This is a genomic window from Actinoalloteichus hoggarensis, assembly GCF_002234535.1.
GTDB classification, from domain to species: domain Bacteria; phylum Actinomycetota; class Actinomycetes; order Mycobacteriales; family Pseudonocardiaceae; genus Actinoalloteichus_A; species Actinoalloteichus_A hoggarensis.
The window spans coordinates 4207647-4230829 of the sequence record NZ_CP022521.1 but is presented as its reverse complement, the minus strand read 5'-3'; the positions used below and the strand labels follow the sequence as shown (position 1 = coordinate 4230829).

11 protein-coding genes are annotated in these 23183 nt (G+C 73.2%); 2 read left to right on the top strand and 9 right to left on the bottom strand.

The genetic code is table 11. The annotated features are described in order from the left end of the window. Positions 1-163: 163 nt before the first annotated feature. From AHOG_RS18025 to AHOG_RS18005, 5 genes are all read right to left on the bottom strand, one after another. Positions 164-2371, bottom strand: coding sequence for a hypothetical protein (locus AHOG_RS18025; protein ID WP_093942405.1), 2208 nt, complete (start codon positions 2369-2371; stop codon positions 164-166). Further along, positions 2368-3510 carry a VWA domain-containing protein gene (locus tag AHOG_RS18020; RefSeq protein WP_093942404.1) on the bottom strand — a complete coding sequence of 381 codons (1143 nt, stop codon included), beginning with the start codon at positions 3508-3510 and terminating at the stop codon, positions 2368-2370. The genes AHOG_RS18025 and AHOG_RS18020 overlap by 4 nt, the downstream gene beginning before the upstream one ends. Then, positions 3507-5942, bottom strand: coding sequence for a DUF5682 family protein (locus AHOG_RS18015; RefSeq protein ID WP_093942403.1), 2436 nt, complete (start codon positions 5940-5942; stop codon positions 3507-3509). Before AHOG_RS18015 ends, AHOG_RS18020 begins: the two co-directional genes overlap by 4 nt. Beyond that, positions 5942-7033, bottom strand: a complete 1092-nt coding sequence (locus AHOG_RS18010; RefSeq protein ID WP_093942402.1) for an ATP-binding protein — start codon at positions 7031-7033, stop codon at positions 5942-5944. The genes AHOG_RS18015 and AHOG_RS18010 overlap by 1 nt, the downstream gene beginning before the upstream one ends. Positions 7034-7215: 182 nt before the next feature. Continuing rightward, positions 7216-10800, bottom strand: coding sequence for a DUF4132 domain-containing protein (locus AHOG_RS18005; RefSeq protein ID WP_093942401.1), 3585 nt, complete (start codon positions 10798-10800; stop codon positions 7216-7218). Between the two features lie 209 nt (positions 10801-11009). On the opposite strand from AHOG_RS18005, the gene AHOG_RS18000 reads away from it, so the two are divergent. Continuing rightward, a complete protein-coding gene (locus tag AHOG_RS18000) occupies positions 11010-11846 on the top strand; it encodes a hypothetical protein (RefSeq protein WP_093942400.1) in 837 nt (278 codons plus the stop codon). Positions 11847-11880: 34 nt separating this feature from the next. Here the strand turns inward: AHOG_RS18000 and AHOG_RS17995 are convergent, their stop codons facing one another. Further along, complete coding sequence (locus tag AHOG_RS17995) at positions 11881-15261, bottom strand: DUF4132 domain-containing protein (protein ID WP_093942399.1); 3381 nt, start codon at positions 15259-15261, stop codon at positions 11881-11883. Between the two features lie 226 nt (positions 15262-15487). Continuing rightward, entirely contained in the window at positions 15488-17869 is a 2382-nt protein-coding gene (locus AHOG_RS17990; protein ID WP_093942398.1) for a hypothetical protein, read from the bottom strand. Positions 17870-18299: 430 nt separating this feature from the next. On the opposite strand from AHOG_RS17990, the gene AHOG_RS17985 reads away from it, so the two are divergent. Then, the gene (locus AHOG_RS17985) at positions 18300-19469 is read left to right on the top strand and encodes a phosphotransferase (protein WP_093942397.1); all 1170 of its coding nucleotides are present in this window, start codon (positions 18300-18302) and stop codon (positions 19467-19469) included. A gap of 327 nt (positions 19470-19796) precedes the next feature. Here AHOG_RS17985 and AHOG_RS17980 read toward each other — a convergent pair whose 3' ends face one another. Next, positions 19797-21758, bottom strand: coding sequence for a family 20 glycosylhydrolase (locus tag AHOG_RS17980; protein WP_093942396.1), 1962 nt, complete (start codon positions 21756-21758; stop codon positions 19797-19799). Next, positions 21745-23139: a sugar porter family MFS transporter gene (locus tag AHOG_RS17975; protein WP_093942395.1), complete on the bottom strand. Its 1395-nt coding sequence runs from the start codon at positions 23137-23139 to the stop codon at positions 21745-21747. Before AHOG_RS17975 ends, AHOG_RS17980 begins: the two co-directional genes overlap by 14 nt. Positions 23140-23183: the final 44 nt, after the last annotated feature.

Genomic DNA, 23183 nt, shown 5'->3' with positions numbered 1-23183 from the left:
CGCTGGGACCCCCGGAACCCTCGAGGCCGCCGAGACCCAGGTCGTGCGGAGAAGCCGAGGACCGACGCCTTCAGGCCGAACGCGCACCCTCCCACCCCGGGCCACCCGGCCCGCTGTCCTCCGTTCCTCCGCGCGATCCGCCCCCGCACGCCGGGAGGTGCGCTCACCGGCTCTCGGCCGTCACGAGCAGCTGGAGCTGGGCGGCGAGCCAGGCCTCCGCCCTCGACGAGAGGTCCTCGGTCTCCAGCGTGGCCGCGAACGCCTCCGTCAGAGCGGCCGCGGTGCGCAGGCCGACGCGCCTGAGCTCGTGCGCCGACTCCCGAACCCGGCGGTGCATGCCCGGCGACGGATGTCGTACGCCCCGATGAGCAGCCTCGGCGAGCAGGCTCAGCGCCGTCTCCAGCGCGGAGTCCAAGGGTGTCGCCCGCTCGTCCCGGGCGGCGGCGAGCGCGGCGTCCCCGATGCCGGGCGCCAGGTCGGGAACCAGCAGGGTCTGTCCGGAGAGGACGGCGATCGGGTCGAGCACCAGCCTGCCTCTGTCGCGGCTCAACAGCCCGCTGAGCAGCAGGCTCTCCCCGTCGTGTCGATGCAGTGCCTCGGCCAGGGCGTCCAAGGCGCCGGGCGCCGCGGCGCGGTGGCGGGCCGAGACCGTCATCGTGTCTCCGGCCGCGTCGGCGATCACCGCGTCCAGCCGTTGATCACCGGGGTGGTAGCCGACGTCGACCACGGCGGCGGCCCGGATCACGTGCACGTCCTCGGCCTCCACCCTCGGCCGGATCAGCCGGGGAGGCAGCTCGGCGCGCGCGAGGGCCGCCGCCGCGAAGTCGGTGACGAGCAGGGGCTCGGGGAGCCGTTCCCATGCCGTGCCCAGTGGCAGCACGGTCGTCCTGGCCACCCGTCCGTCGGTGATCTGGAGCAGTCTGCCCGCCGTCCTGGACGCGGACTCGGACACGATGTCGGCGGCGGCCAGGGACCGAAGGGACGTACCGGCGATCCGCCGGGCGGCGAGTTCGTGCCCGGTCGGCCTTCCCTCGCCGGTGGTCGCGTAGCGGCGCCGCAGCACCAGCACGGTCCCGGAGTCCACGTGCGCCAGGAACACCTCGACCGTTCGCTCGGCGGCTGTTCCGGTGATCCTGGCGCCGAGGCTGGTGAGGCGCACCCGACGTAGGGCAGTCCTGGCGGGCTCGCCGGTGCCCAGCACCCTCGATCGTGGGCTCGCACCCGCGTTGACGACGGCCCGATGCCGGGCGTGCAGCTCGACGAGGAGTTCGGCGACCCGCGACGCCCGATGGTGGGCGCTGCGTTCGGCGTAGGCGGTGAGCTGTTCCGCCAGCTCGATCACCGCGGCCGCGGGCCAGTGCAGTTCGCGTCCCGCGAGGATCGCGGCCGTCCGACGGAGTTCGGCGACGAAGGTCGGACCCGCGTGCATCACGCCGTCCACGATCAGCTGATCGGCGGACGGCAGGGCGGGTTCGATCCCGGAGGTCGCGGTGTCGGTGACGTCACCGCCGACGTCCAGGCGGACGTCGTCTCCCGTCAGGCCGTGCTCGTCGGCCGCCCGGAAGGCCCACACGGCCAGGACGACGAACTCGCCTCGGCTCGCCCCGCCCGCGTCGGTGTGCGCGTAGGCGAGTTCGCCGGGTACGAGGAACCGGACGGTGCAGGAGGACAGCTCGACCCTGGGCACGGCGTCGGCGCCGCCCGCGCGGCACACCCTCGCCGGGTAGCCCGCCTTGTACAGGCGACGGGCCGTGGTCATCGCCCTGGCGCCCACCACTTCGCGTAAGGCCTCGTCGTCGACGTCACCGGGAGACCAGGGCGGCGATGCGGGCGCCGCGCCGGTCGTCGCCGCCGCGCCGGTCATCACCGAGCCCGCACCGGCCCGTACCGCCGCCGCGGCCTCCGCTCCCGCGGCCCCGGCCGACGCCGAGCCTGCCGCCCGTGCCTCCGCCGAGGTCTCCGGAGGCCTCGACCTCACGCCTCGACCTTCGGCGACCGGCGGGTCGCCGGACTCCGCGTCGGCGGGCTCCGGCGGCGGCCCGCTTCGGCCCGCCGCCGACTCGTCCGCCTGCGCCGCCTCCTCGGCGGTGCCTGTCCGCGTCTGTCGCTGGTATGCCAGCACCAGCCCGATCCGATGTCGACAGATCGAGGCGGACGCGCAGGTGCAGCGGGCGGCGTCCAGCCCGGCGCCGACGGGCAGCGCCGTCGCCACCCCGTCGGGGAATCGAGCGTGCACCGTGCCGTCGGCGTCGAGCGTCACCTCCGGGACGACGCCCGCGTCGAGATCCTTGGCGGCGCGCTTGACCAGCCCCCGGTTCGCCAGGGAGATCAGTGCCTCCGTCGTCAGGGCCAGCAGGTCCCGCCGGGTCATCGGCCGATCCGCTCGGCGACGAAGTTCGCGAGCTGTCCCGGCGTCATCGCCCCGACCTGGGCGCCGACGTCGGCCAGTCGCGCGGCCGTCGCCCGGTCGTACTGCGGATTCGCGTCCTCGTCGAGCGCGGCCAGCCCCAGCACCACGGTGCCCTGTTCCACGAGCCCGCGTACGGTGCGGACCAGCCACGCCACGTCTCCGCCCTCATAGAAGTCGGTGATCACGGCGACGATGGAGCGACGCGGGGCGTCGACGAGGCTCGCGCCGTAGCTCACGGCCCTGGCGATGTCGGTCCCGCCGCCCAGCTGCACCTTCATCAGCAGCTCCACGGGGTCGGTCACGTCGTCGGTCAGGTCGACCACCGAGGTGTCGAAGGCGACGAGGTGAGTCTTGAGTCCCGGCAGCCCCCACAGGCAGGCCGCCGTCACGGCGGTGTGGATGACCGAGCCCGCCATCGAGCCGGACTGGTCGACGAGCAGGATCAGCTGCCACTGGTCGATCGCGCGCCGCGTCCGCGAGTGGAACCGGGGTTCCTCGATCGCGATCCGCCGTCGGTCCGCCTGGTAGTTCCCCAGGTTCGCTCGGATCGTGCCGTGGAAGTCGAAGTCACGTGCCCGTCTGAAGCGGCTGGGTCTGCGGGCTCGCGTCCCGGTGAAGGACTGTCTGACCTCGGTGGCGAGCTTCGCGAGCAGGTCTCGGACCACCTGTTCGACGATCTTCCTCGCCATGGCCAGGACTTCGGGGTTCATCAGGTGCCTGGTCCGCAGCACCGCGCGGAGCAGGCTCTGACTGGGCTCGATCCGGCTCAGCACGTCGGGATCGGTGACGACGTCCAGGATCTCGAAGCGCTCGACGGCGTCCCGCTGTAGTCGTTCGATGGTCTCGCGGGGGAAGAGTCGATGCACCGCGTCGAGCCAGTCCACGGTGGTCAGCTGCGACGGCGCGTCGCCGCCCCGGCGGTCCCTCGGCGGCCCGCCGCGCCGGACGCCGCGCCGGGCCAGCTCGGGATCGCGCCCGTACAGCCAGCTCAACGCGACGTCCTGATCCACCGCGTCGCCGGTCGGCGGGCCGGTGTGCCGCTCCGCCGGGGCGCCCAGGATCAGCCGCCAGCGCAGGAGTGCCGCCTCGTCCTCGGTCATCGTCGATCCTCCGTCGGAACAAGGCCCTCCCGGGCACACAAGCGGGCCACCCGTGCCTCCAGGGCCGTCGCCTCCGCGATCAGCAGCGGGTCCACCGCCGTACGCAGCAGGCCGCGCGCCGAACCGGCAAGCCCGCGACGGGCGAGCAGCCCCTCGGCGATCGCCTCGCGCTCTCTCGGGGGGAAGAACTCGAACGCGCCGCGCAGCGCGGGCAGGGCGAGGAGGAAGTCCTCGTCGGTCATCGCGGCGACGATCTCGTCCAGCACGGTCAGGACGTCCGCCCGATTCGCGTCGACGTCGGCACTTCGTGCACCGGCGGTGAGCACCTCGTCGCGGGCCAGCAGGAACAGGCCGGTCAACCAGTCGCCGAGGACCCTCGGCAGGGCCGCCGCCCGCGCCTCGGTCCCGGCGTCCGCGCCGATTCCCGAGTCGCCGTCGCCCAGAGACCAGCAGAAGCCGAAGGCGGCGCCGCGCAGGTCCGGCGGGGCCGCCTCGTCCACGCTGATCCGCCGCATCACCGCCACCGCGGCGGCCCGGTCCAGGCCGAGAGCGGTCTCGGCGTGCCGCAGCGCGTCCCTGGTGGCGGCCACGGCCGCGAGCCGGGGGAGGTCGGCGGGGCCGGGCCCTGCCTGGATCGCCTCCGACAGCCACAGCACCCGGGTGACCGAACCTCGGACCAGCGCCCCGAACAACGGGCTGCGCGCCGAGCCCAGCAGCCGATCGTGCCGCCACAGCCCCAGCACGGTGGCGAGGACGCGGCCCAACGCGCCGAGATCCATCGCCCCCGCCACCCCGGCCTCGACGGCGACGGCGACGTTCCGGGTCGACTCCGCGAGCCCGCACGACGCCGCGTCGAACAGCACGGCGGCCAGCGCGTCCACATCGGACCGTGCCGCGGCGGTGCGCTCCTCCAGCAGCGCGGTCACGGCGTCGACGGGCGTGGCCCCGTAGGCCCCCGCCTCGATCAACGCGGTCAGCCGGTGCGGTCCGTCGGCGAGCCGCCAGTTCTCCTCGGCGACCGCCTCCGTGCCGGTCGTCGGCCCGGCGGTGCGCTCGATGTCGGGTATCCCCAACACCCGCAGGCGATGCAGCAGACGACTGCGCTCCCGCCCCTCGTGCCCGGTGAGATCCAGGGTGACCTCGCCGTCGACGAGGCCGTGCCGTTCCAACTCGGCCTGCACCGTGTGCACCAGCGGCGGCGCCGGGGTGTCGGGGTGCAGCTCTCCCACATGGTCGCCGCGCAGCGCGGACACCATCTCCACCACGGCGGGATGCGTCCCCGGTGTGATGCGGCCGCGTGACGTCCAGGGCAGCGGATGTTCCAGATCTTCCGACACCAGAGCCGTGACCAGACCGTCGAGCATGTCGGTCCGACTGGGCACGCGGTGGCCGCGCAGGCGGGCCAGTCCCTCGGCGGCGGCCCTGGCCGCGATCAGGTCCGCGGTGGACACGGGCTGCCCGCGTTCACGCAGCCGGCCGACCACCGCGGTCATCACCGCCTCGGCCGCCCGCTCCGGGCCGTGCTCCCAGAGTCGTCGGTAGTACTCCGGCGACGGCATCCCCGCCTCATAGCCCACGAACGAGTCGAGGCGGGCGAAGGAGTAGGGCACCAGACAGCTCCCGGTCACCGCGTCCTCGGCAGGCCGAGGGACCTCGGGCGGCGCGGTGCGCGCCTCCGGCGTCCCGGCCGCGGCGACCAGGGCGGGGCGGTGGAAGCCGCCGGTGATCACCAACACCGGCCGGTCACCCGCCTCGGCGACCGCCGCCCGCACCCGGTCGGCCATGTACGCCTCCCGGGCGGCGTCCGCCGGGCTCACCTCGACGCCGGCGGCGTCCTCCGGCGTGGAGCCGCCCGCCGTCTCGGGCCGCGCCGCGGCGAGGATCCCGCGGGCGGGATCGCCGTCGGTCTCCTCGACCGCCGGCTCCTCGCCGGCGGGCACACCGCGCAGCAGGTCGAAGTAGGCTGCCAGCCGCTCGGCCAACCCCACGTCGTCCCCGGTCTCGAAGAGGTGGTCCCAGAGGGTGTCGACGTTGTCGACGGCGAACCGACGACACAGCTCGTCGACGACCGCGGAGTACCGGATCTCGGCGTCGGCGTAGCGATTGCGACGTTCGGACAGGGCCGGGTGCCAGGCAGGCAGGTCGATGAACCGGACCTCGGCGCCCTGGGCACGCCCGGCGGTGAGGGCCACCCACTCCGGTGAGTACTCGCAGAACGGCGTCCAGGAGGACTGCGCGCGTTCGGCGTCCCGGTAGTAGCTGAAGATCGCGATCGGCAGCCGATGGCCGAGCAGCAGCTCGTCGATTCGATCGTTGACGTCGGCGGGACCCTCCACCAGCACGATCGCCGGGCGCAGCGTCTCGATGGTCGACGCGACGAGCCGAGCACAGGCCGGGCTGTGGTGACGGACCCCGAGGAACGTGGCGGGCATCAGCCGGGCAGCAGGTGTCGGGCGTCGTGCAACGCCTGCCACTGCGCGCCGTCGGACTTCTTCGGCACCTGCTGCTCCAGATAGCGGCGCAGCCGGGCCAGATCCTCGCCGTCGTCCTTCGCCGCGGTGCCCGCAAGACACTCGACGACGTCGGCGGCGTTGCCCGCCTCGCCGCGTAGGAACCAGCCGCGCAGGCCGACCGCGTGGGCGACCGACACGGCCTCGGCGGTGCTCATCACGGTGGAGAGCCGCTCCATCGACTGGCCCTGCGTGGTCCGGCCGTCGCGCAGCTCGCGGAAGGTGGTCACCAGCACCTCCAGGACGTCCCGGCGGGGCGCGATCTCCACGCCGGACCGGCGCAGCAGGCCCGCCGCCTCGCGTTCGACGAGGTCCAGCTCGGTCCGCAAATCGGCGATGGGGAACACGGTCTCGAAGTTGAACCGGCGTTTCAACGCCGCGCTCATCTCGTTGACACCGCGGTCCCTGGTGTTGGCGGTGGCGATCACGTTGAAGCCCTCCCGGGCGAAGACCATCGAGTCCGCGCCGGTCAGCTCGGGCACCGCCAGCACCCGTTCCGACAGCAGCGACAGCAGCGAGTCCTGCACCTCAAGCGGGCAACGGGTGATCTCCTCGAAGCGCACGATCTTCCCCTCGGCCATTCCGCGCAGCATCGGCGCCTGCACCAGCGACCGGGGCGACGGGCCCTCGGAGACCAGCATCGCGTAGTTCCACGAGTACTTGATCTGGTCCTCGGTGGTCGCGGCGCCGCCCTGAACGGTGAGGGTGGACTCGCCGCAGACCGCCGCGGCGATCAGCTCCGAGAGCAGGGACTTCGCCGTGCCGGGCTCGCCGACCAGCATCAGGCCTCGGCTGGTGGCCAGCGTCACCAGCGCGCGGTCGATCAGCGACGGATCGCCGACGAACTTCCGGCTGACGTCGGCTCGGTCGTCGCCGACGATGAATCGGCGGGCCGCCGACAGGCTCAGCGCCCAGCCGGGCGGTCGATGGCCGGTGTCCTCGGCGCGCAGTCGAGCCAGTTCGTCGGCATGTCGGATCTCGGCGGGCGGTCGTTGCAGGCTGTCCTGGGACATCGGTGGCGGAGGTCTCTCTCGTGTGGGCGGACGGAGGGGTCGGCGGATGTGCGGACGTGGCGGGTCCGATCGCGGCCGAACGGCGGTCGGCGACGGCGATCGATCGGCGGCGAGCGGTGCGCTTCGATGCCCGCCCGAGGCGCGGGCGGGGCGCGTCGTGCCGTCCCGCCCGCGCACCGGCATCAGCCCACGTCGGCCGTCAGCTCGGTGAGTGCCCTGATCAGCTCTGCGGCCTCGATCGGATCGAGATCGCCCAACGTCAGCGGTCCCGCCGTCGCGATCTTGCGGCCTGCCGAGACGAAGACCGTGCTGATCGTCTGGATGTCCTCGGGCACGTCGTACATCGGGAAGCCCGGCTCGAGTCGCAGACTCAGCCCGGTCCGGCCGAACGTCGTGGTGATGATCGTCCGGGCGCCGCCCGTGCCCGCCTCGGGGCTCTCGAATCGCCAGCCGCGCCGCTCCAGCCCACGCACCCGGCCGGTCGGCATGGACCGACCGACGAAGCGCGTCAGGTCCCAGTCCGCCCGGTCCTCCTCGGTCAGGGGGCGCACCGGCCTGCCGAGCTGTCGGAACGGCTGGACGATCTCGTAGTCGGCGAACACCTCCGACCAGGCGGCGGCCGAGTCGCCGAGCCGCAGGGGGTGGGCGACGGAGAACAGCGCGTCCTCGGGCACGGCGGCGAGCGCGGACCCTGCCGCCTCGGAGGTCCCCGGCTCGCCGGGCTCGGCGGCGGACCGACCCGTCCCGACCGCTTCCGCCCCGTCGCCGTTCGTGCCGACGGCACCCGCCGCGAACACCACGACGTCGTCGTGGACGTCGGCCAGCGACCGATCCTCGGCGACCCGCACGGTCGCCACGACCCGGCCGTCCCGCTCGACGAGCCACACCAGCCTGCGCACCAGATGGGTCAGCACCGGGTGTCGCACCAGCGCCTCGAAGTCCGAGCGCCGCCACCGTCGCCCGGTGACCATCGCCGATTCGAGGCGCCGCACCTGCTCGGCGGCGATCGCACGAACCGACTTCTTCAACGCGGTGAACCGCTTGCGGGCGGCCGCCGCCTGATCGGCGTCGTCGCGGGCCCCCGGCGCGGGCAGCGACCTGCGCGGGGTGCCGTCGGCGTTGGTGACGAACGGCTGCAAGGCCTCGTCGAAGCCGACGCGGAAGCGGCGGGCCCCGTAGTCGAGTTCCATGGTGCCGTCGGGCGAGAGCCCGAGATCCGGCACGAGCCGGTCGGCGAGCTGCTCGGAATCCAGGCCGCGTTCGCGGGCCGCCGCCGCCACCGCCCACTTCGCCGATCGCACGAGGGTCGCGGGCTTGGAGCGTTCGGAGATCTCGCGGATCAGCCGCAGGGCGGCGTCGGTGCCCATCCCGGCGAGGGCGTTCAGCCCCTCCTCGGCCAGGGTGGGCTCGCCGTAGCTTCCCCAGGAACCGAGCCTGCCCGCGAGAACCCGCGCGGCCTCGTCGTCGCCGAAGTACCGGACCACGGCGAACACCCACTCCGAGCCGGGCGGGCGTCCGGCCGCCGACCAGTCCTGGAACAGGGCGAGGGCGAATCGGGCCAGCGACTCCCGATCGCAGGCCTCCTCGATGACCGAGAGCCCGGCGTACTCCCGGCGCAGGCCCGCCGTCCCGACCGCGGCGAGCAGGGTGCGGACGGCGTCCACGGGCAGCGCGTGCTTCGTGTCGCGCAGCAGGATCCGAGGCAGCAGCGCGGGGTCCAGCCAGTCGCCGATCACGGGCACCGCTCGGGGAAGCACGTCGAGCGGGTCGGCCGCCAGCAGTTCGCCGATCACCGATGCCGCGTGATCGCCGCAGGCCCGTGCCTCCTCGACGACCTCGGCGGTGGAGGTGCGGGCGGCGAGCCTGCGCAGCCACTCGACGGCGTTCGGTCGGGCGAGATGGCCGCCGGCGTGCCAACGGAGGGTCACCAGATTCGTCAGGTATGGGACCAGCGCCATGCCGTGTCGGTCCAGATAGGCCTCGGCGTGGGCGGCCGCGGGCTGAGCGCCGTCGGCCAGCCTGGCGAAATGCTGGACGGCCTCGAATCCCAGGTACGGCAGCAGCGCGGGCGAATGGGCGTGCGGCGACTCCCGAGCCGTCCGGTACAGCGCCGACGCCGCGAGATCACCGTGCCGGGCGGCCAGTCGCCGAGTCCACGCCGGGTCCACCCCGGTCGGATCCGGGCCGAACCACCGCAGCGGCCCGCACACCAGGTCGGCCGGGCCGTCCACGAACAGCGCGATCGCCGAGGAGGGATCCAGACTGCGGAAGGAGGCCACGAGCCGCGCCCAGTCCGGGTCCGGTCCCAGCGGCGAGGAGCCGGTCTCCGCGGCGGCCCATTGCGCGCGTTCTCCTGGCAGCCAGACCGGTCCGCGATCCGCGGGCGCCGTGATCTCCAGGAACACCGGTTCGACGGCCGTGCCGCCCGGCCGCCAGGGCGGTTCGGTGAACAGACCGGGCAGCCGTGCCGCATCGGCGGGCGGTCGATGATCCACCGGGCGCGACACGGCGGCGAGCGCGGCCCGACGAGCCTGCTCGACTAGCGGGTCGGATGCTCCCGTATCGATCCCGTCGTCGGTCAGCTCCCACAGCAGCCGGGCCGCCCCCGGACCCGGATCATGCTCCTTGCCCGCCACGGTGATCGGGCCGCGTGCCGCGATCACGGGCAGCCGTCGCCAGGTCCGCTCCGGATCGCGCCGCGTCGCGGTGGCCGCGGCCGCGTAGGCGTGCCGACGGCCGAGGCGGGCGGCGATCAGGTCGAACGCCGCGTCCCCCGGCAGGTGGGCGAGGATCTCCAGGAGCACATGCTCGCCGGGGCCGGTCCGGCTCGGCATGTCCAACAGGACCGAGACCAGCGGCAGCAGCCCCGCTCCGACCCGTTCGGCCAGCGTGACGAGGTCCTCGGCGGAGATCGGCAGCGTGCCGACGACGGCCGGGTCCGTGAGCGGCAGGGCCGCGAGCTGAGCCGGGGTGCTCACCGAGCGCAGCACGAGCCCGCAGTGCGTGGGCAGCGCCTCGGCGATCCACGGCGCCGCGCACAGCGCCGTGACGCGGTCCTGCTCGCCGGGCATCAGGTAGCAGGCGACGAGATGTCGCAGCCTGTCGTCGAAGCGGGCCTCGGCGGCCTCGGCGCCCGTCTCGTCGGAACGCCCCGGCGTCGTCGTGGCGACGGACGGCACTCCGACCCCGGAATCCAGTGCCGCCCGCGCCGCCTCCGCCTCGGCGTCGTCGGCCGAGGCCAGCAGCTCTCTGACGCGGCGGACGACGGGTTCGAACCGCCAGGCGTCGGCGAACGCCGTGTCCGGGCCGCGCCGTCCGAGGCGCCACACCGGCGGCGCGCCGCGCGGGACGGCGGCCGCGGTCACTCGAATGCCAGCGAGTTCGACGACCGCCATGGCCGTGAAGGCGGCTCCGTGGTCCTTGAACCAGACGTCGGCGAACGCGGCGAGGCTTCTGAGGTGCTTGGCATCCACCGTGGTCGCCACGACCGCCAGCACGGCCGCCGCCCCAAGCGGGGTCGGCTCGCCCTCGCGGTACTCGGCGGCCGCCGCCGTCAGCGCGGGATCGTCGGGGCCTGCCGGATCGAGCACCGCGGCGAGCGCGGCCTCGGCCTTCGTGAGCATTCGCTTCACCTTCGCCCGGGCACCGCGATCCAATGTCGCCGACGAGGTGACACCGCCGTCCCGACGGGGGTCGAGCCGTGGCACCCATTCCGGTGGGACGAGGAAGCCGACATCGTCCGGGGTGACCGTCTGCGCCCTGCTCACGTTTCCTCCTTGATCAACGATGCCGAGACGTTAACCCAGACGAGTGACATCCGAATCCGGTTCGTCATCTGTCGGGCGTGGGCTGAGGCATCCACCCCGGGCCGGAGGGCGATCGCCACGATTGCCGGGGCCAACTGCCCGGATAGGCCGGCGTGGACCAGGGGTTCTACGGCACCATGGGGTCAGCGCGAGCGGGGAGGAGTCCTGACTTGGGGGTCGCCGATGTCGTCGAGCAGCTTCGGCGGGCGCACGCCCGGCTGACCGAGGCCCTCCAGGCGACGACCGAGGCCGATGCCGCGATCGTCGCGGGTGCCACGCTGTTCGACTCCGCCACCGTCGGCTCCGGACAGCCGGTCGTCGAGCAGGCGGCGCGCCACGCCGATGCCGCACGCGACGACGTGCAGGCGGCGCACGTGCTGTTAGACCAGGTGCGCGAGCTGATCGACGGATACTGTCGGGCGATCGCGGGTCACGGCATCGACGAGGCCGGTGTCTCCGCCGCCGCCGTCTCAGGCCTGCCCGCGTCGCAGGCGGAGCCGACGCCGCCCCCGGTGCCCGCCGGGACGACGATCGACCCGGAGGCCCGATATCCGGGATGGATCGCCGAACTGCGCCGCAACGGGACGCCGATCGACCCCGAGCGGGTGCTCCGCATGACCAGGCTGCGCAACGGGCGGATCGTCTGGCTGCGGTCTCGCGCGGACACCGAGAACTCGATGCCCGGCTTCGACACCGATCGGACCGACGAGTTCGAACGGACGGGAGTCGACGCCGACCGGGTCGTCGACCTCGTGTTCCGCGCCCTCGACGTCGGCGAGCCCGTGTCCGAGTCCGGTGACGCCCCGCCGTCCGAAGGGGACGCCGTCGGCGATGCGGCGCTCGGGATGGTCGCGAACGGCGACGGTGTCGGCGCCTCGCACCGGCTGGTGCTCGAGGTCGACTTCGAACGGACCCGCCGTCGTGTGGCCGTCACCGTCGCCGCCGACGGCCGGATCAGCGACGCACGTCCGCTGCGGGCGCGCCTCGGCCCGTCGTCCACGATGTGACCACGGGGCGGTCGCCGCCGGTCGCCCGGTCCCGCTACTCCGCCACGCCGCTCAGACTCGTCAGTTCGGTCAGCAGCTCGGATGCGGTGATCGCGTCGAGCTCCCCGAACGGGAGGCTGCGGTCTCGGCCGTGGAACCAGCGCCGCGGGGAGGCCGCCGTCAACCAGATCCGTTCCAGCGTCTGATCGCCCATCGCGTCCCGGTCGCCCGCGGACAGACCCGGGTCCAGCTCGGCCACCACACGCAGCCCGCCCGGCACCGGCCGGGAGATCCACGGCACCTCGCCGTTGTCCTGCGGCGCGGCCTGCTCCCAGCCCCGGCTCGTCATCCCGAGTATTCGACCGGGCGGAACGGCGGGTCCTCGCTGGAACCGACTCAACTCCCGTGCCCCGCGCTCCTCCTCGCTCAGCCGATGCACCGGCCGGGCGAGCTGGGGGAACGGCTGGGTGATCTCGTAGTCGGCGAAGACCTCGGCCCACGACTTCGCGTCGGAGTCGGTCAGATGCAGCGGATGGGCGACGCCGACGGCGCCGCCCTCGGGCAGGACCACGGGCTCGTCGTCGACGTCGGCCAGACTCCGATCCTCCGCGACCCGGAAGGATCCGACGATCGAACCGTCCTCCTCGATCAGCCACACCAGCCTGCGCACCAGGTGCCAGAGAAGCGGATGGGTCAGCAGGTGGTCGCGGAAGTCCCCCGTGCTCCAACGCCGTTCGCCGACCATGGCCCGCTCCAGCCTGCGGATCTGATCGGCGGCGAGCATGCGGACGTCCTTCTTCATCGCCGTGAACCGCGCGTACGCCGCCGAGGCCTGCTCCGCGTCGTCACGGGCGCCGGGCTTGGGCAGCGTCTTGCGCCGCCTGCCGTCCTCGTCGCGGACGAACGGGGCGAGGGACTCGTCGAAGCCGACGGTGAACCGGCGGGGACCGTAGTCCAGTGTCAGGCTGCCGTCGGCAGCCAGCCCGCAGTCCGGGACCAGCCGATCGGCGAGCTCCTCGACGCCGAGACCGCGTTCGGCCGCGACCTCGGCGATCTTGCGCGCGGCCCTGCCCCGCAGTGCCGCGAACCTCACCTTCTGCGAGAGCGCGTGCAGGTGCGTCAAGGCCACGTCGGTGCCGATGCCCGCCAGGACGTCGAGGCCGTCCACCGCCCGGTGATGGAGCGACTGCCCCGGCCACACCCGGATCAGCGGGGTGAGCCGCCGCACCGTCTCGTCGTCGCCGATCATTCCCAGCGCGGTGAGCACCCAGCCTTCCGCCGGCCCCATCCCGTGGCGCCGCCACTCACTCAAGAGCTGCCAGCCGAACTCCGCGAGCGACGCCGGATCACAGGCCTCCCGGACCGCCTCGACGCCCGCGTACTCCCGCCCCGGGGCGGACAGCGCCAGCATGGTCACCACGTGCTCGACCGCCGAGTCCGGCAGCGCGTGCCTCCGTCCGCGCAGCAGGATCGGCGGGAGCAGCGCGAGTTCCAGCCAGTCGGGCAGCGCGGGCAGCCGGGCGGGCAGGTCGTCCAGCGCGTTCGTGCTCAGGAGCGTGCGCACGGCCCCGCCTGCCCGCTCGCCGAACTGAGCCTCGGCCGTCGCGGCGGCCTCCTCGATCCGTCCCGCGGCGGCGATGCGCAGCGCCTCCCGAGCCTGGGATCGTCCGGTTCCGGCCTTGCCGAACGCGGCGGGGACGAGGGCACGGACGGCGGCGAGTCCGTGTCGTTCGAGCCAGGCCAGGGCGAAGGGCCGAAGTGACGTGCGGGGTGGCAGCAGGCCTGCCACCAGTGTGGCGACCCGTACGCCGACGAACGGCAGCAGCGGCGTGGGGTCGACGTCGGTTCGTCGTTCCACCCCGTCGACGACGTGGTCGAGCGCGGCGGCACCGAACCGGGCCGCGAGCGGGCGGAGCAGACCCGGCCACTTCCGGAGGGCGTGGCGTCGGCGCCGCAGCAGCGGGGCCACCAGGTCCACGGGCGCCTGGAGGAAGAAGGCCGTCTCCGCCGCGGCATCGAAGCGGTCCGCCAGCAGATCCTCGATCGCCCGCGGCCAGTCGGTGTCCGGTCCCCATCGTCGGGTGCCGGGCGGCAGGGGGGTGTCCGCCCACGCCTGCCGCTCGCCGTCGGCCCAGGAGACCGCGTCGTCCGGCGGGCTCAGCCTCAGCACCACCGGCTTACCGCCGTCGCGCCGCCTTCGCCACGGCGGCTCGACGAGAAGCTCGGGCAGCGCGGAGTCGGGTGCGGTCTCCGGGCGGGCGGGAATCGTCGTGCGGAGCGAGACGACGAGATCCCGGCTGTCGGCGGGCAGGCTCGGCAGCAGCTCGTCGACGAGCGCGCCGGCTGTCGTGACATGGCGTCGTAAGACGTCGGCGGCGACGGACGCCTTCGGCGATCCGCCGGTCGCCACCGCGGCGAGCCTGCGCAGCGCGCGGGCCGGAGCGCGTCGGATCAGGGAGAGCAGCAGGGGATCGGGGCGCTGCGGCTCGCCCTCGGCCACGACCAGGTCGACGGCCTCGTCGGCGGGCAGACTCGCCAGGACCTCGAGCAGGCGTCGACGCCCCGTGGCGCTCTGCCGCTCGTCGTCGTTCAGGGCGCGTACGAGCGCAGGCACCGCCGCCGTTCCGACGGCGGCGACGACGGTCTTGAGGTCCGCCTCGTCACGCAGCAGCATGGCCGGGTCGTAGCGGCGGGTCAGCATGGTGAGCTGTTCCTCGGTGGAGACCGACTGGATCAGCAGCCGCCATGCCGACCGGGCGGACGTCGCGCAGGCCTCGTCGACCCAGTCGGTGCGGGTCGGCAGCAGGTAGGCGGTGGTGTCCAGGCCGGGGAGACCGCCGCGCAGCCCCGACAGCGACTCGGCCGCCGCGTCGTAGTCCCGGTCGGCGGCTCCGGCGAGCAGCGTCCGGACCCGCAGCAGGACGGGCATGGCGGACGACACGCTGCGCCACACGGCCGGCTCGGCCTCCTCCGGCGCCATCGACGAGGCGATTCCCCTGATGTAGAGCGATTCCTGCCGCGGGCCTCCGCCGCCGACCACGATGGAGGCCAGCAGGCAGGCGGCCTCGGCGGCGAAGACGATGCCGTGCTCGTGGGTCCAGGCGTCGGCGAAGGCGGCGTGGGCGGTGGTGCCCAGCACGTAGGTCTCGGGCTTGCTCACCACGGCCGCCACGGTCGCGACGCCCGACGGGGTGGGCTCACCTGCCAGCGTCGCGCGGGCGGCCGCGACGAGGTCCGCCGGGCTTCTCAGATCACCCAGCGCCGTCTCCAGCTTGCCGGTCGCGCGCTCGGTCAGTTCGGCGGCCTTCGCGACGCCGCCGGGATCGACCTCCGCGGCATGCCGCACGGCGCCCCGGCGAACGGCGATCACCGAATGCCAGGAGTCGGGGACGACGAACGCGTCCTCATCGGGTCGTGCGGGAGGCGTCTCGGGCATTGCCGCTCCTTGGGACGTCTGAACAGGGGCCCCGCTCCGCCAGACGCCCCGCCGGGTCTCCGCATGCCGAGGTTTCGCCGAACGGCATGGTCGGAGCCTGTTCTCGGGCGATGCGCGCGACGGCGGTCGCCCGTGTCAGGCGGAGATCGTCGGCCGCCGGGAAGACTAGAGGAGCGATCCGACACGATCGGGTGACGGTCGAGTCGTCGTCCCGGGGCGCCGTGCGTCAGACACCGGGGCGCGGCTCCGGGAAGCGCAGCCGCTCCGCGAGCACGTGCAGGTACATCAACGCCAGGTCGGTGCCGATGCCCGCCAGCACGGTGAGGCCGTGCACCGCGCGCCGCCGGTGTCCCTCGTCCGGCCACGCGCGGATCAGCGGGACGAGGCGCCGCACCGTCTCGTCGTCGCCGATCGCCGCCAGCGCCGGCAGCACCCAGTCGCCGACGGGCGGACGCGCGCAGCGCTGCCACTCCAGTAGGAGCGCCCAGCCGAAGTCCGCGAGCGACCGCGGGTCACAGGCGTCGCGGATCGCCTCGACGCCTGCGTAGGTCTGGCCGAACCGGCACATCGCGAGCATGGTCAGCACGTGCTCGACCGCCGAGGCGGGCAGGACGTCCGTTCGCCCCCGTAGACGGATCGGCGGCAGCAGCCCCCGATGCAGCCAGCCGGGCGACGGATCGGGCACCCGGTCGGGCAGCTCGTCCGCCGGACCGATCTCCAGGAGCGCGCGCACCGCGACGGCGGCCTGCCCGCCGCACTCGTCCTCGGTCATCGCCACGACCTCCTCGACCCGCCCGGCGGCGGCGACTCGCAGCGCCCGCTCGGCCTGGGATCGTCTCGCGCCCGCCTGCCCGAACACGGCGGGCAGCAAAGCCCGGACGGCGGTGATGCCGTGCCGATCCAGCCACGTCACGGCGTGGGGACGCATCGCCGTGCGGGACAGCCAGTCCGCCATCAGTTCCGCCACCGGAGTGCCGACGAACGGCTGGAGGAGCAGCCCCGACTCGAAATCCGGTTGTCGTCGTGCCTGGCCGAGCACCTGCCCGCTCACTGCTCGCCCGAACCTGGCGACGAGCAGGCGTAAGGTCCCTGCCGAGATCCGCCGTCGAAACCGCCAGCGTGCCAGCGTCGAGGCGACCAGTTCGCGCGGCGCCTGGGCGAAGAACGCGGCCTCCTGCGCGGGATCGAATCGTCGCGACCGCAGCGCATGGACCTCCCGCGCCCAGTCGGTGGCCTGCCCCCACCGTCGTTCGCCGACGGGCAGGGGAGCCGCCGCCCACTCCTGCCGTTCACCGTCCGCCCAGTGGACGTCGAGCGCCATGGGGGTCGGGTCGGCCGACACGTCCGTCGTGGCGGGATCGCGTGGTCGCCGCCACGGCGGTTCGACGAGCAGGGCGGGCAGCGCCGAGGCGGGCGCGACCGTGCGTCGCGCCTCGTTCGCCTCGGCGACGGCCGCACGGGCCGCCGTCACCCGCGCTCGGCTCGCGGCGGGCAGTTCCGCCGAGACGCGCTCGACGACCGAGGCCGCCGTCACGACATGGCGGCGAAGCAGCTCGTCCGCCCCGTCCGATCCCGCCCCGATCGATCCCGCCTCGTCGTCCGTCGCCGCGGCGGCGAGCCTGCGTAGCGCCCGGACCGGGAACCGCCGCATCATCTCCGACAGCGCAGGCCAGGCTCGACGGTCGCCCGCGCGCGCGGCCAGCAGGTCGAAGGCCGTATCGGAGGGCAGCAGCGCCATGGCCTCGACGATCCGCCGGTGCGACTCGACGTCCGTCGCCGTGTCGTCGAGCGCCGCCGCGAGCACCGGAGCCGACGCGGCCCCGACGGCGGAGACGACGGTGCGCAGCGCCCGCTCGTCGCGCAGCAGCGTCGCGGGACCGACGTGGTCGGCCAGCGTGGTCAGCTGGTCGAGCGTCGAGACCGAGCGGATCAGCAGCGGCCACCATGACGGCGCGCTCGCGGCGCAGTCCGCGTCGACCCAGTCCGTGCGACTCGGCACCAGAAACGAGGCGGGGACACGAGCCGCCTCGTCGATCCGGTGTGCGGCCAGCGTCGCGACGACCCGCTCGTGATCCTCCCGCGTGGCGACCGCCATCAGGGCACGCATCCGCGCCAGGATCGGCAGAACCTCCAGCGCGCCGTCCGCCGGGAAGTCGCCGTCGGGCCGCGAGCCGAGATGCGGCGGCCGGTCGCCGCTGCCGCCCACGACGGTGACGCAGGCCAGCAGACAGGCGGCCTCGGCGGCGAACACGATGCCGTGCTCGTGGGTCCAGGCGTCGGCGAACTCGGCGTGCGCGCAGGCCGTCCCCTGGACGGGCACCCTGCTCGTCAGGGCGGCGAGGATCGCGACGCCCGCGGGTGTGGGGCTGCCCGCCAGCGCCGCGCGGGCGGCGGCGGCGAGCGGGGCTGGGCTGCGTGGATCGTCGAGTGCCGCCTGGACCCGCGGGGCCGTCGTCGAGAGTATCCAGCGGACCTGATCCGACGCCTCGACGTCGAGTGCCACGGCGGCATGCACGCCGCCACGGCGGGGCATGATCCCCGCATGCCATGACGTCGGGATGACGAGTTCGTCCTCATCGGACCGTTCGGCGGGTCTCGTCTCGGCCATGGCTGCTCCTCGGTCCTCGGTCGTCGTCTCGACAGGGAGCCGAGACGACGACGAGACGGGCGTTCGCGGCCCGACCCTTCGACCGCCCAGCCCGTATCGGCTCGGGGAGGGGGCGCGAGCCGAACGGCGGCGGGTCGCGTCGGTGGTGAGCGAGAAGGCTAGTTCGTCGCTGAGGAGCCGGGCCGGTGGCGGTCGAACCCCGTCGCGTCGAGTGTGCTGCGCGCCGGTCCTCGTCGACGGCCCCGCCCGACCGCCCGCGATCATCCGTTGGGAACGTCCGTCGAGGAACGGTGGCGCCTCCGCGGTCAAGTCCACTATCACTGTTGCTTCAGTCTCGAACGAAGTTGATGCGCTACGGAACGTCGCAGACGATGCGTCACTCCCGAGCCGGCCGTGGCGGTCCCGCGACGCGACAGGATAGCGTCGACGGATGGTCGAAGACCGGTCCGCCGCCGCCGTCGCGGCGGCGTTCGGCCTGGGCACCGTGCTCGACGAGTGGGAGTCCGTCCACGGCGGCCGGTCGCACCGATCGTGGCGGCTCCGAACGTCGGAGGGCGACTGGATCGTCAAACGACTGAACCGCTCTCGTGAGTCGTGGTGGCTGGCCGACCACACGATCGCCGCCGAGATCGAGCTGGCCGCCGTCCGGCGGGGCATCTCGATGCCGCGGCCGGTTCCACCGCGTGATCCCGTCGCACCGCTGCTCGCCGACCTGACCATCGACGGCGGCCCGGCCAGCTTCCTCGTCCACGAATGGTGTTCGGGTCGCGCGCCCACCGCCGCCGACATCACCCCCGACCTGGCCGACTGGGTGGGGTGGACGCTGGCGGACCTCCACTCGCTGTCGCCGGACGTCCCCGTCGACGCGGTGCCCCCGCAGACGGTCCACTCGGTCGGCGAGTGGGCTGCGTGGCTCGACGGCGCCGCTCCCGACGTCGCACCGGGCTTCCTCGGCTCCGTGCGGACTCGACTGCCCGACGTCGAGCGGGCCGTCGAGATCGTGACCGCCGCCCTGACGGGACCGGGTAGGGGGCTCACCCCGGTCCGCACCCACCGCGACGTCAAACCCGACAACGTTCTGCTGACCCGGACCGCGCCGATCCTGGTGGACTGGGACGGCGCGGGGCCGGACGTCGCCGAATGGGAGGCGGTCCGGGCCGCCTCCGCCTTCGGTCGGGCCGCCGCGAGCCCGGCCGCCGCTGCCGTGTCCCCGTCGTCCTCGGCGTCCCCGACCGCGACGGCGCCCGGCCCGGCGACCGGCGGCGGGCGTCCGCCGGGCCTGCCCCCGGCGAACCCGCCTGCCGCGTCTCGGGCCGCCGCCGGGGATCGCCACGTCTTCGGGCGCGTGCTGCGGGCGTACACCGCGCGGAGCGGCCGGCGCATCGCCCCGACCACGGACGCCTTCGCCGGACTGCTGCGTACTCAGCTCGGCGGGGCGGCGTGGATGCTCTTCCGCGCGCTCGGTCACCGCCCGGTCACGCCGCTCGAACGCGCCGCCGCCCACGATCACGCACTGGAACTCCTCGCCGACCTGCACGTCTCCCTCACCGAGATCCCGACGTGGACGCGCTGGCTCGCCGAGGCGCAGGACGCGCCCTGACGGCGGCGCCGGATCGTCCGGAGGCGAGGGGAACGCCCGTCCGCCACACGAGGCTGCGGACGCGCGGTTGTGGATGTGAAGAGTCGGTCGTGAGGCGAGGCCGCGTCAGCCGGTCGACCGCTTGCGCCGGGCCAGGTCCGCCCCGACGGCGGCGGACCGCGCGGCGGCAGGCGCCGGACCCGACAGCCGTCAGCAGTCATCGGAGCGCACCGCCTCACCCCGTCGCCGTCCCCGGCCGAGGACGCGGCAGCCCCGAGGAGACGAGGAGGTCCGTCCCCTCGGGGCGCCGAGGTGAGCCGAGGTGTGCGGCGCGTCGCGCCGCCGAACTCAGGGCGTCGGCCGGACTCGGAGCACGTCCAGCTCGTTGACCGCCGACTTCGCCGAGGGCACCGGCCCGTGCCCGCTCAGGACCTCCAGACCCAGATACCGCGTCGTGACCGGATCGAAGCGCACCACGGTCTCCATCGCGGTGTTCTCGAAGCGCCCCCTGGCCACCGACCGCCAGGTCGTGCCGTCGTCCGAGGCCAGCAGTCGGTAGTCCCGCACCGGGTAGCCCTCGCCCTTCGGCGGCGGCAGATAGCGGATGCCCGCCACGTCCAGTTCTCGGCCCAGGTCGATCTCCAGCAGCGGTTCGCTCTCCGGGAACGCCTCCCAGCCGGTGTACGGGTCGCCGTCCACGGCCCGCTGCCCGCTGTTGCGGCCCTGCACCGCCCGCCAGCCGACGTGACTGTGCATCCCGGTGTTCTCGCCGAAGCCCACCGCGTCGGGATCGGCGTCGCCGACCTGGTCGTATCGGTCCAGGAACGACACGACGTCGTCGCCCGGCGCCCCCCAGGTCCGGTCGGCCAGCGTCGCCAGGGGGCGCCGCGCGTAGAAGTCGAACCAGCTCTCGGACTCCTCGTGGGCGCGGTCGGCCCAGCGCGAGAGCTTGTAGCCGAGGAATCCGGGGTCGTTCTTGAACTCGTAGTGGTAGACCTCGCGGGGATCGAAGTAGGCGTACTGGCCGGGCCGGGTGCCGAAGCCCGGGCTGACGTACAGGTCCGCCTCCTCGGTGCCGATCGTGGGATAGCCCTGTGCCACCCGACCATCGGGAGCGTTGAGCCATTCGTCCACGATGACGTCTCGGGAGGGATCGATGCTCGTCTCCCGGTTGAAGTCCCACCACTGCCACACCTCGGTGGTCTTGCCGTGGCTGGTGATCACGTCGTTCAGCGTGTCGATGAACTCCACGAACACGTCGGCCGTGTACTCGTAGCCCCGTTCCTGCTGGTAGGCGACCAGCTCGGGGCACTGCAGCTGATCGGACACGTCGGGGATCTCGTCGCCGCCGATGTGGAAGATCGGCGCGTCGAACAACGGCAGCATCTCCTCCAGCAGCTCGGTGGCGAACTGGATGGTCTCGGGCTTGGTGACGTCCATGGTCCAGTTGCCGGTGCCCGAGCCCTCCCAGGGCATGTTCGACGGGTAGGACATCGACTCGCAGGCGAAGGCGACGTCGGGTCGGTAGGTGCCGATGTGCGAGGCGTGCCCCGGCATGTCGATCTCCGGGATGATCGTGACGTGATACCGGGCCGCGTAGTCCTGTAGTTCCCGGAGCTCGGCCTGGCTGTAGGACTGCGGGGACGCCAGGCCGGGGAATCGCCTGCTCTCGATGCGGAAGGCGTTCCAGTCGGTCAGGTGCAGGTGGAAGGTGTTGAGCTTGTACCAGGCCATCTGGCGGATCTGCTGCTTCAGGTAGGACAGCGAGAAGAACTTGCGGATGTCGAGCATCTGGCCGCGCTGCCCGTGGACGAGCGGCCAGTCCAGGGCCCGGCCCTGAGGCAGCGTGCCGAACTCCGGTGCGCTGCGCAGGGCCTGCAACAGGGTGCGCGTCCCGTAGAAGACCCCCGCCTCGGCTCCCGCCGAGATCCAGACTCGCTCGCTGATCTCCATCCGATACGAGTCGTCCTGGATTCCCCAGCCCGGTTCCAGGTGTAGTCCGATGTCGCCCGCCGCCGCCCGGCCTTCGATCACCGGCATCGACGGCAGCCCGTCGGCGGCCAGCTCCTCCGCGAGCTGGTCGCCGAGTGCGCGCAGCTCGGGGCTCTCGACGACGATGGCGGACTCGTCCGTGAGTTCCAGGCTGCCCTGGCCGCCCGTCCACTGCTGGATCGCCGGGACGGTCAGCGGCGCGGCGTTCACCGCCGTGTCCTGAGTGGAACCGCCGTCGGCCGAGGCCGACGGGGCGTCGAGCCCGAGCGGGAGCAGACTGGCCGCCAGCACGACGGCAATCGATCTATGCAGGTCCATGGGGCTCCTTCTTCGTCCATTGCGCGCCGTTCTCCCAGTAGTGCCGGATGCTCTCCAGCGGCCGCCCCTTGGTCTCCGGTGCGAGCCGGAGCACGAACACGAAGGCGAAGGCGGACAAGGCGAGGAAGATGCCGAACGTTCCCGTGCCGCCGATTCCGTCCATCAGCGGCAGGAAGAACTGCGCGACGATCATGTTCGCGACGAGGTCCGCGGTGAGCATGAGCGAGGCGCCCTGTGCTCGCAGCCTGGCGGGGAAGCTCTCCGAGGCATAGACCCAGACCAGCGAGCCGAAGCCGAAGTTGAACGCGGCGGTGAAGACGAGGATGCCGACGAAGCCCCAGATCGAGCCGCCCTCGGTCAGCGAGCCGGTGGCGAAGACGGCCATCATCAGCACGCAGGAGGCGACCATCGCGCCGATTCCGCCGAGCAGGATCGGGCGTCTGCCCATCCGGTCGACGGCGAACAGCGCGCACACCGTGGCGACCAGCGCGGCCAGCTGCACCACCGAGGGCAGCCCCAGGAGGGCGCCGTAGCCGGTGAAGCCCATGTCCGCGAAGATCATCGGGCTGTAGTAGGTGATCGCGTTGATGCCGGTGATCTGCACCAGGAAGCCGAGGACGAGCACGAAGGCAGTGGCCGTCGAGTACGGCTTGCGGAACATCTCCCGGATGACGCCGCCCCGCTCCGCGGCGATGTCGGCGTCGATCTCGGCGAGTTCTCGGTCGACGTCGACGGTGGGGTCGGTGAGAGCGAGCGTGGCCCTGGCCTCCTCGCGTCGCCCCTTCATCAGATACCAGCGCGCGGTGTCGGGCAGCCGTAGCAGCAGCAACAGCACCAGGACCGAGGGAAGCGCCGACATCGCGAGCATCAGCCGCCAGTTGCCCGAGTCCGCCAGCGACCAGTCGACGAGATAGCCGAGCAGGATGCCCGTGACCGTGGCGACCTGATAGCCGACCACCAGCGCGCCTCGGATCGCCGCGGGCGCCGACTCGGCCACGAACACCGGGGCGACCACGAGGGAGAGTCCGATGGTGACGCCGAGGAAGAACCGCACGATGTCGAGACTGACCACGTCGGACACCAGACCGGACGCGGCCGCGAACACCGCGTAGCCGATCGCGACGATCACCATCGACTTCTTCCGGCCGATGGCGGTGGCCAGTTTGCCCGCGACCAGCGCGCCGACGATGTTCCCGGCCACGAGCACGGTGGTGATGCTGCTCAGCTCCGCCGTGGACAGGTCCATCTCCTCGCCGATGAACAGCAGCGCCCCGGCGATGTTGCCGATGTCGTAGCCGTAGATCACGCCGATGGCGGCGGCGGCGATGGCGATCTTGCGCCCGACGGCGGAGGTTCTCGGGCCGGTGGGGGATGGAGACATGGCACTCTCTCCTCATCGTGTGCCGCGTCTCGCTCTGCCGGGCA

Bases quoted from the DNA above. Each gene is read 5' to 3' on its own strand.
- AHOG_RS18025 (WP_093942405.1), bottom strand. From the start codon at position 2,371: ATGACCCGGCGGGACCTGCTGGCCCTGACGACGGAGGCACTGATCTCC.
- AHOG_RS18020 (WP_093942404.1), bottom strand. From the start codon at position 3,510: ATGACCGAGGACGAGGCGGCACTCCTGCGCTGGCGGCTGATCCTGGGC.
- AHOG_RS18015 (WP_093942403.1), bottom strand. From the start codon at position 5,942: ATGCCCGCCACGTTCCTCGGGGTCCGTCACCACAGCCCGGCCTGTGCT.
- AHOG_RS18010 (WP_093942402.1), bottom strand. From the start codon at position 7,033: ATGTCCCAGGACAGCCTGCAACGACCGCCCGCCGAGATCCGACATGCC.
- AHOG_RS17995 (WP_093942399.1), bottom strand. From the start codon at position 15,261: ATGCCCGAGACGCCTCCCGCACGACCCGATGAGGACGCGTTCGTCGTC.
- AHOG_RS17990 (WP_093942398.1), bottom strand. From the start codon at position 17,869: ATGGCCGAGACGAGACCCGCCGAACGGTCCGATGAGGACGAACTCGTC.
- AHOG_RS17985 (WP_093942397.1), top strand. From the start codon at position 18,300: ATGGTCGAAGACCGGTCCGCCGCCGCCGTCGCGGCGGCGTTCGGCCTG.
- AHOG_RS17980 (WP_093942396.1), bottom strand. From the start codon at position 21,758: ATGGACCTGCATAGATCGATTGCCGTCGTGCTGGCGGCCAGTCTGCTC.
- AHOG_RS17975 (WP_093942395.1), bottom strand. From the start codon at position 23,139: ATGTCTCCATCCCCCACCGGCCCGAGAACCTCCGCCGTCGGGCGCAAG.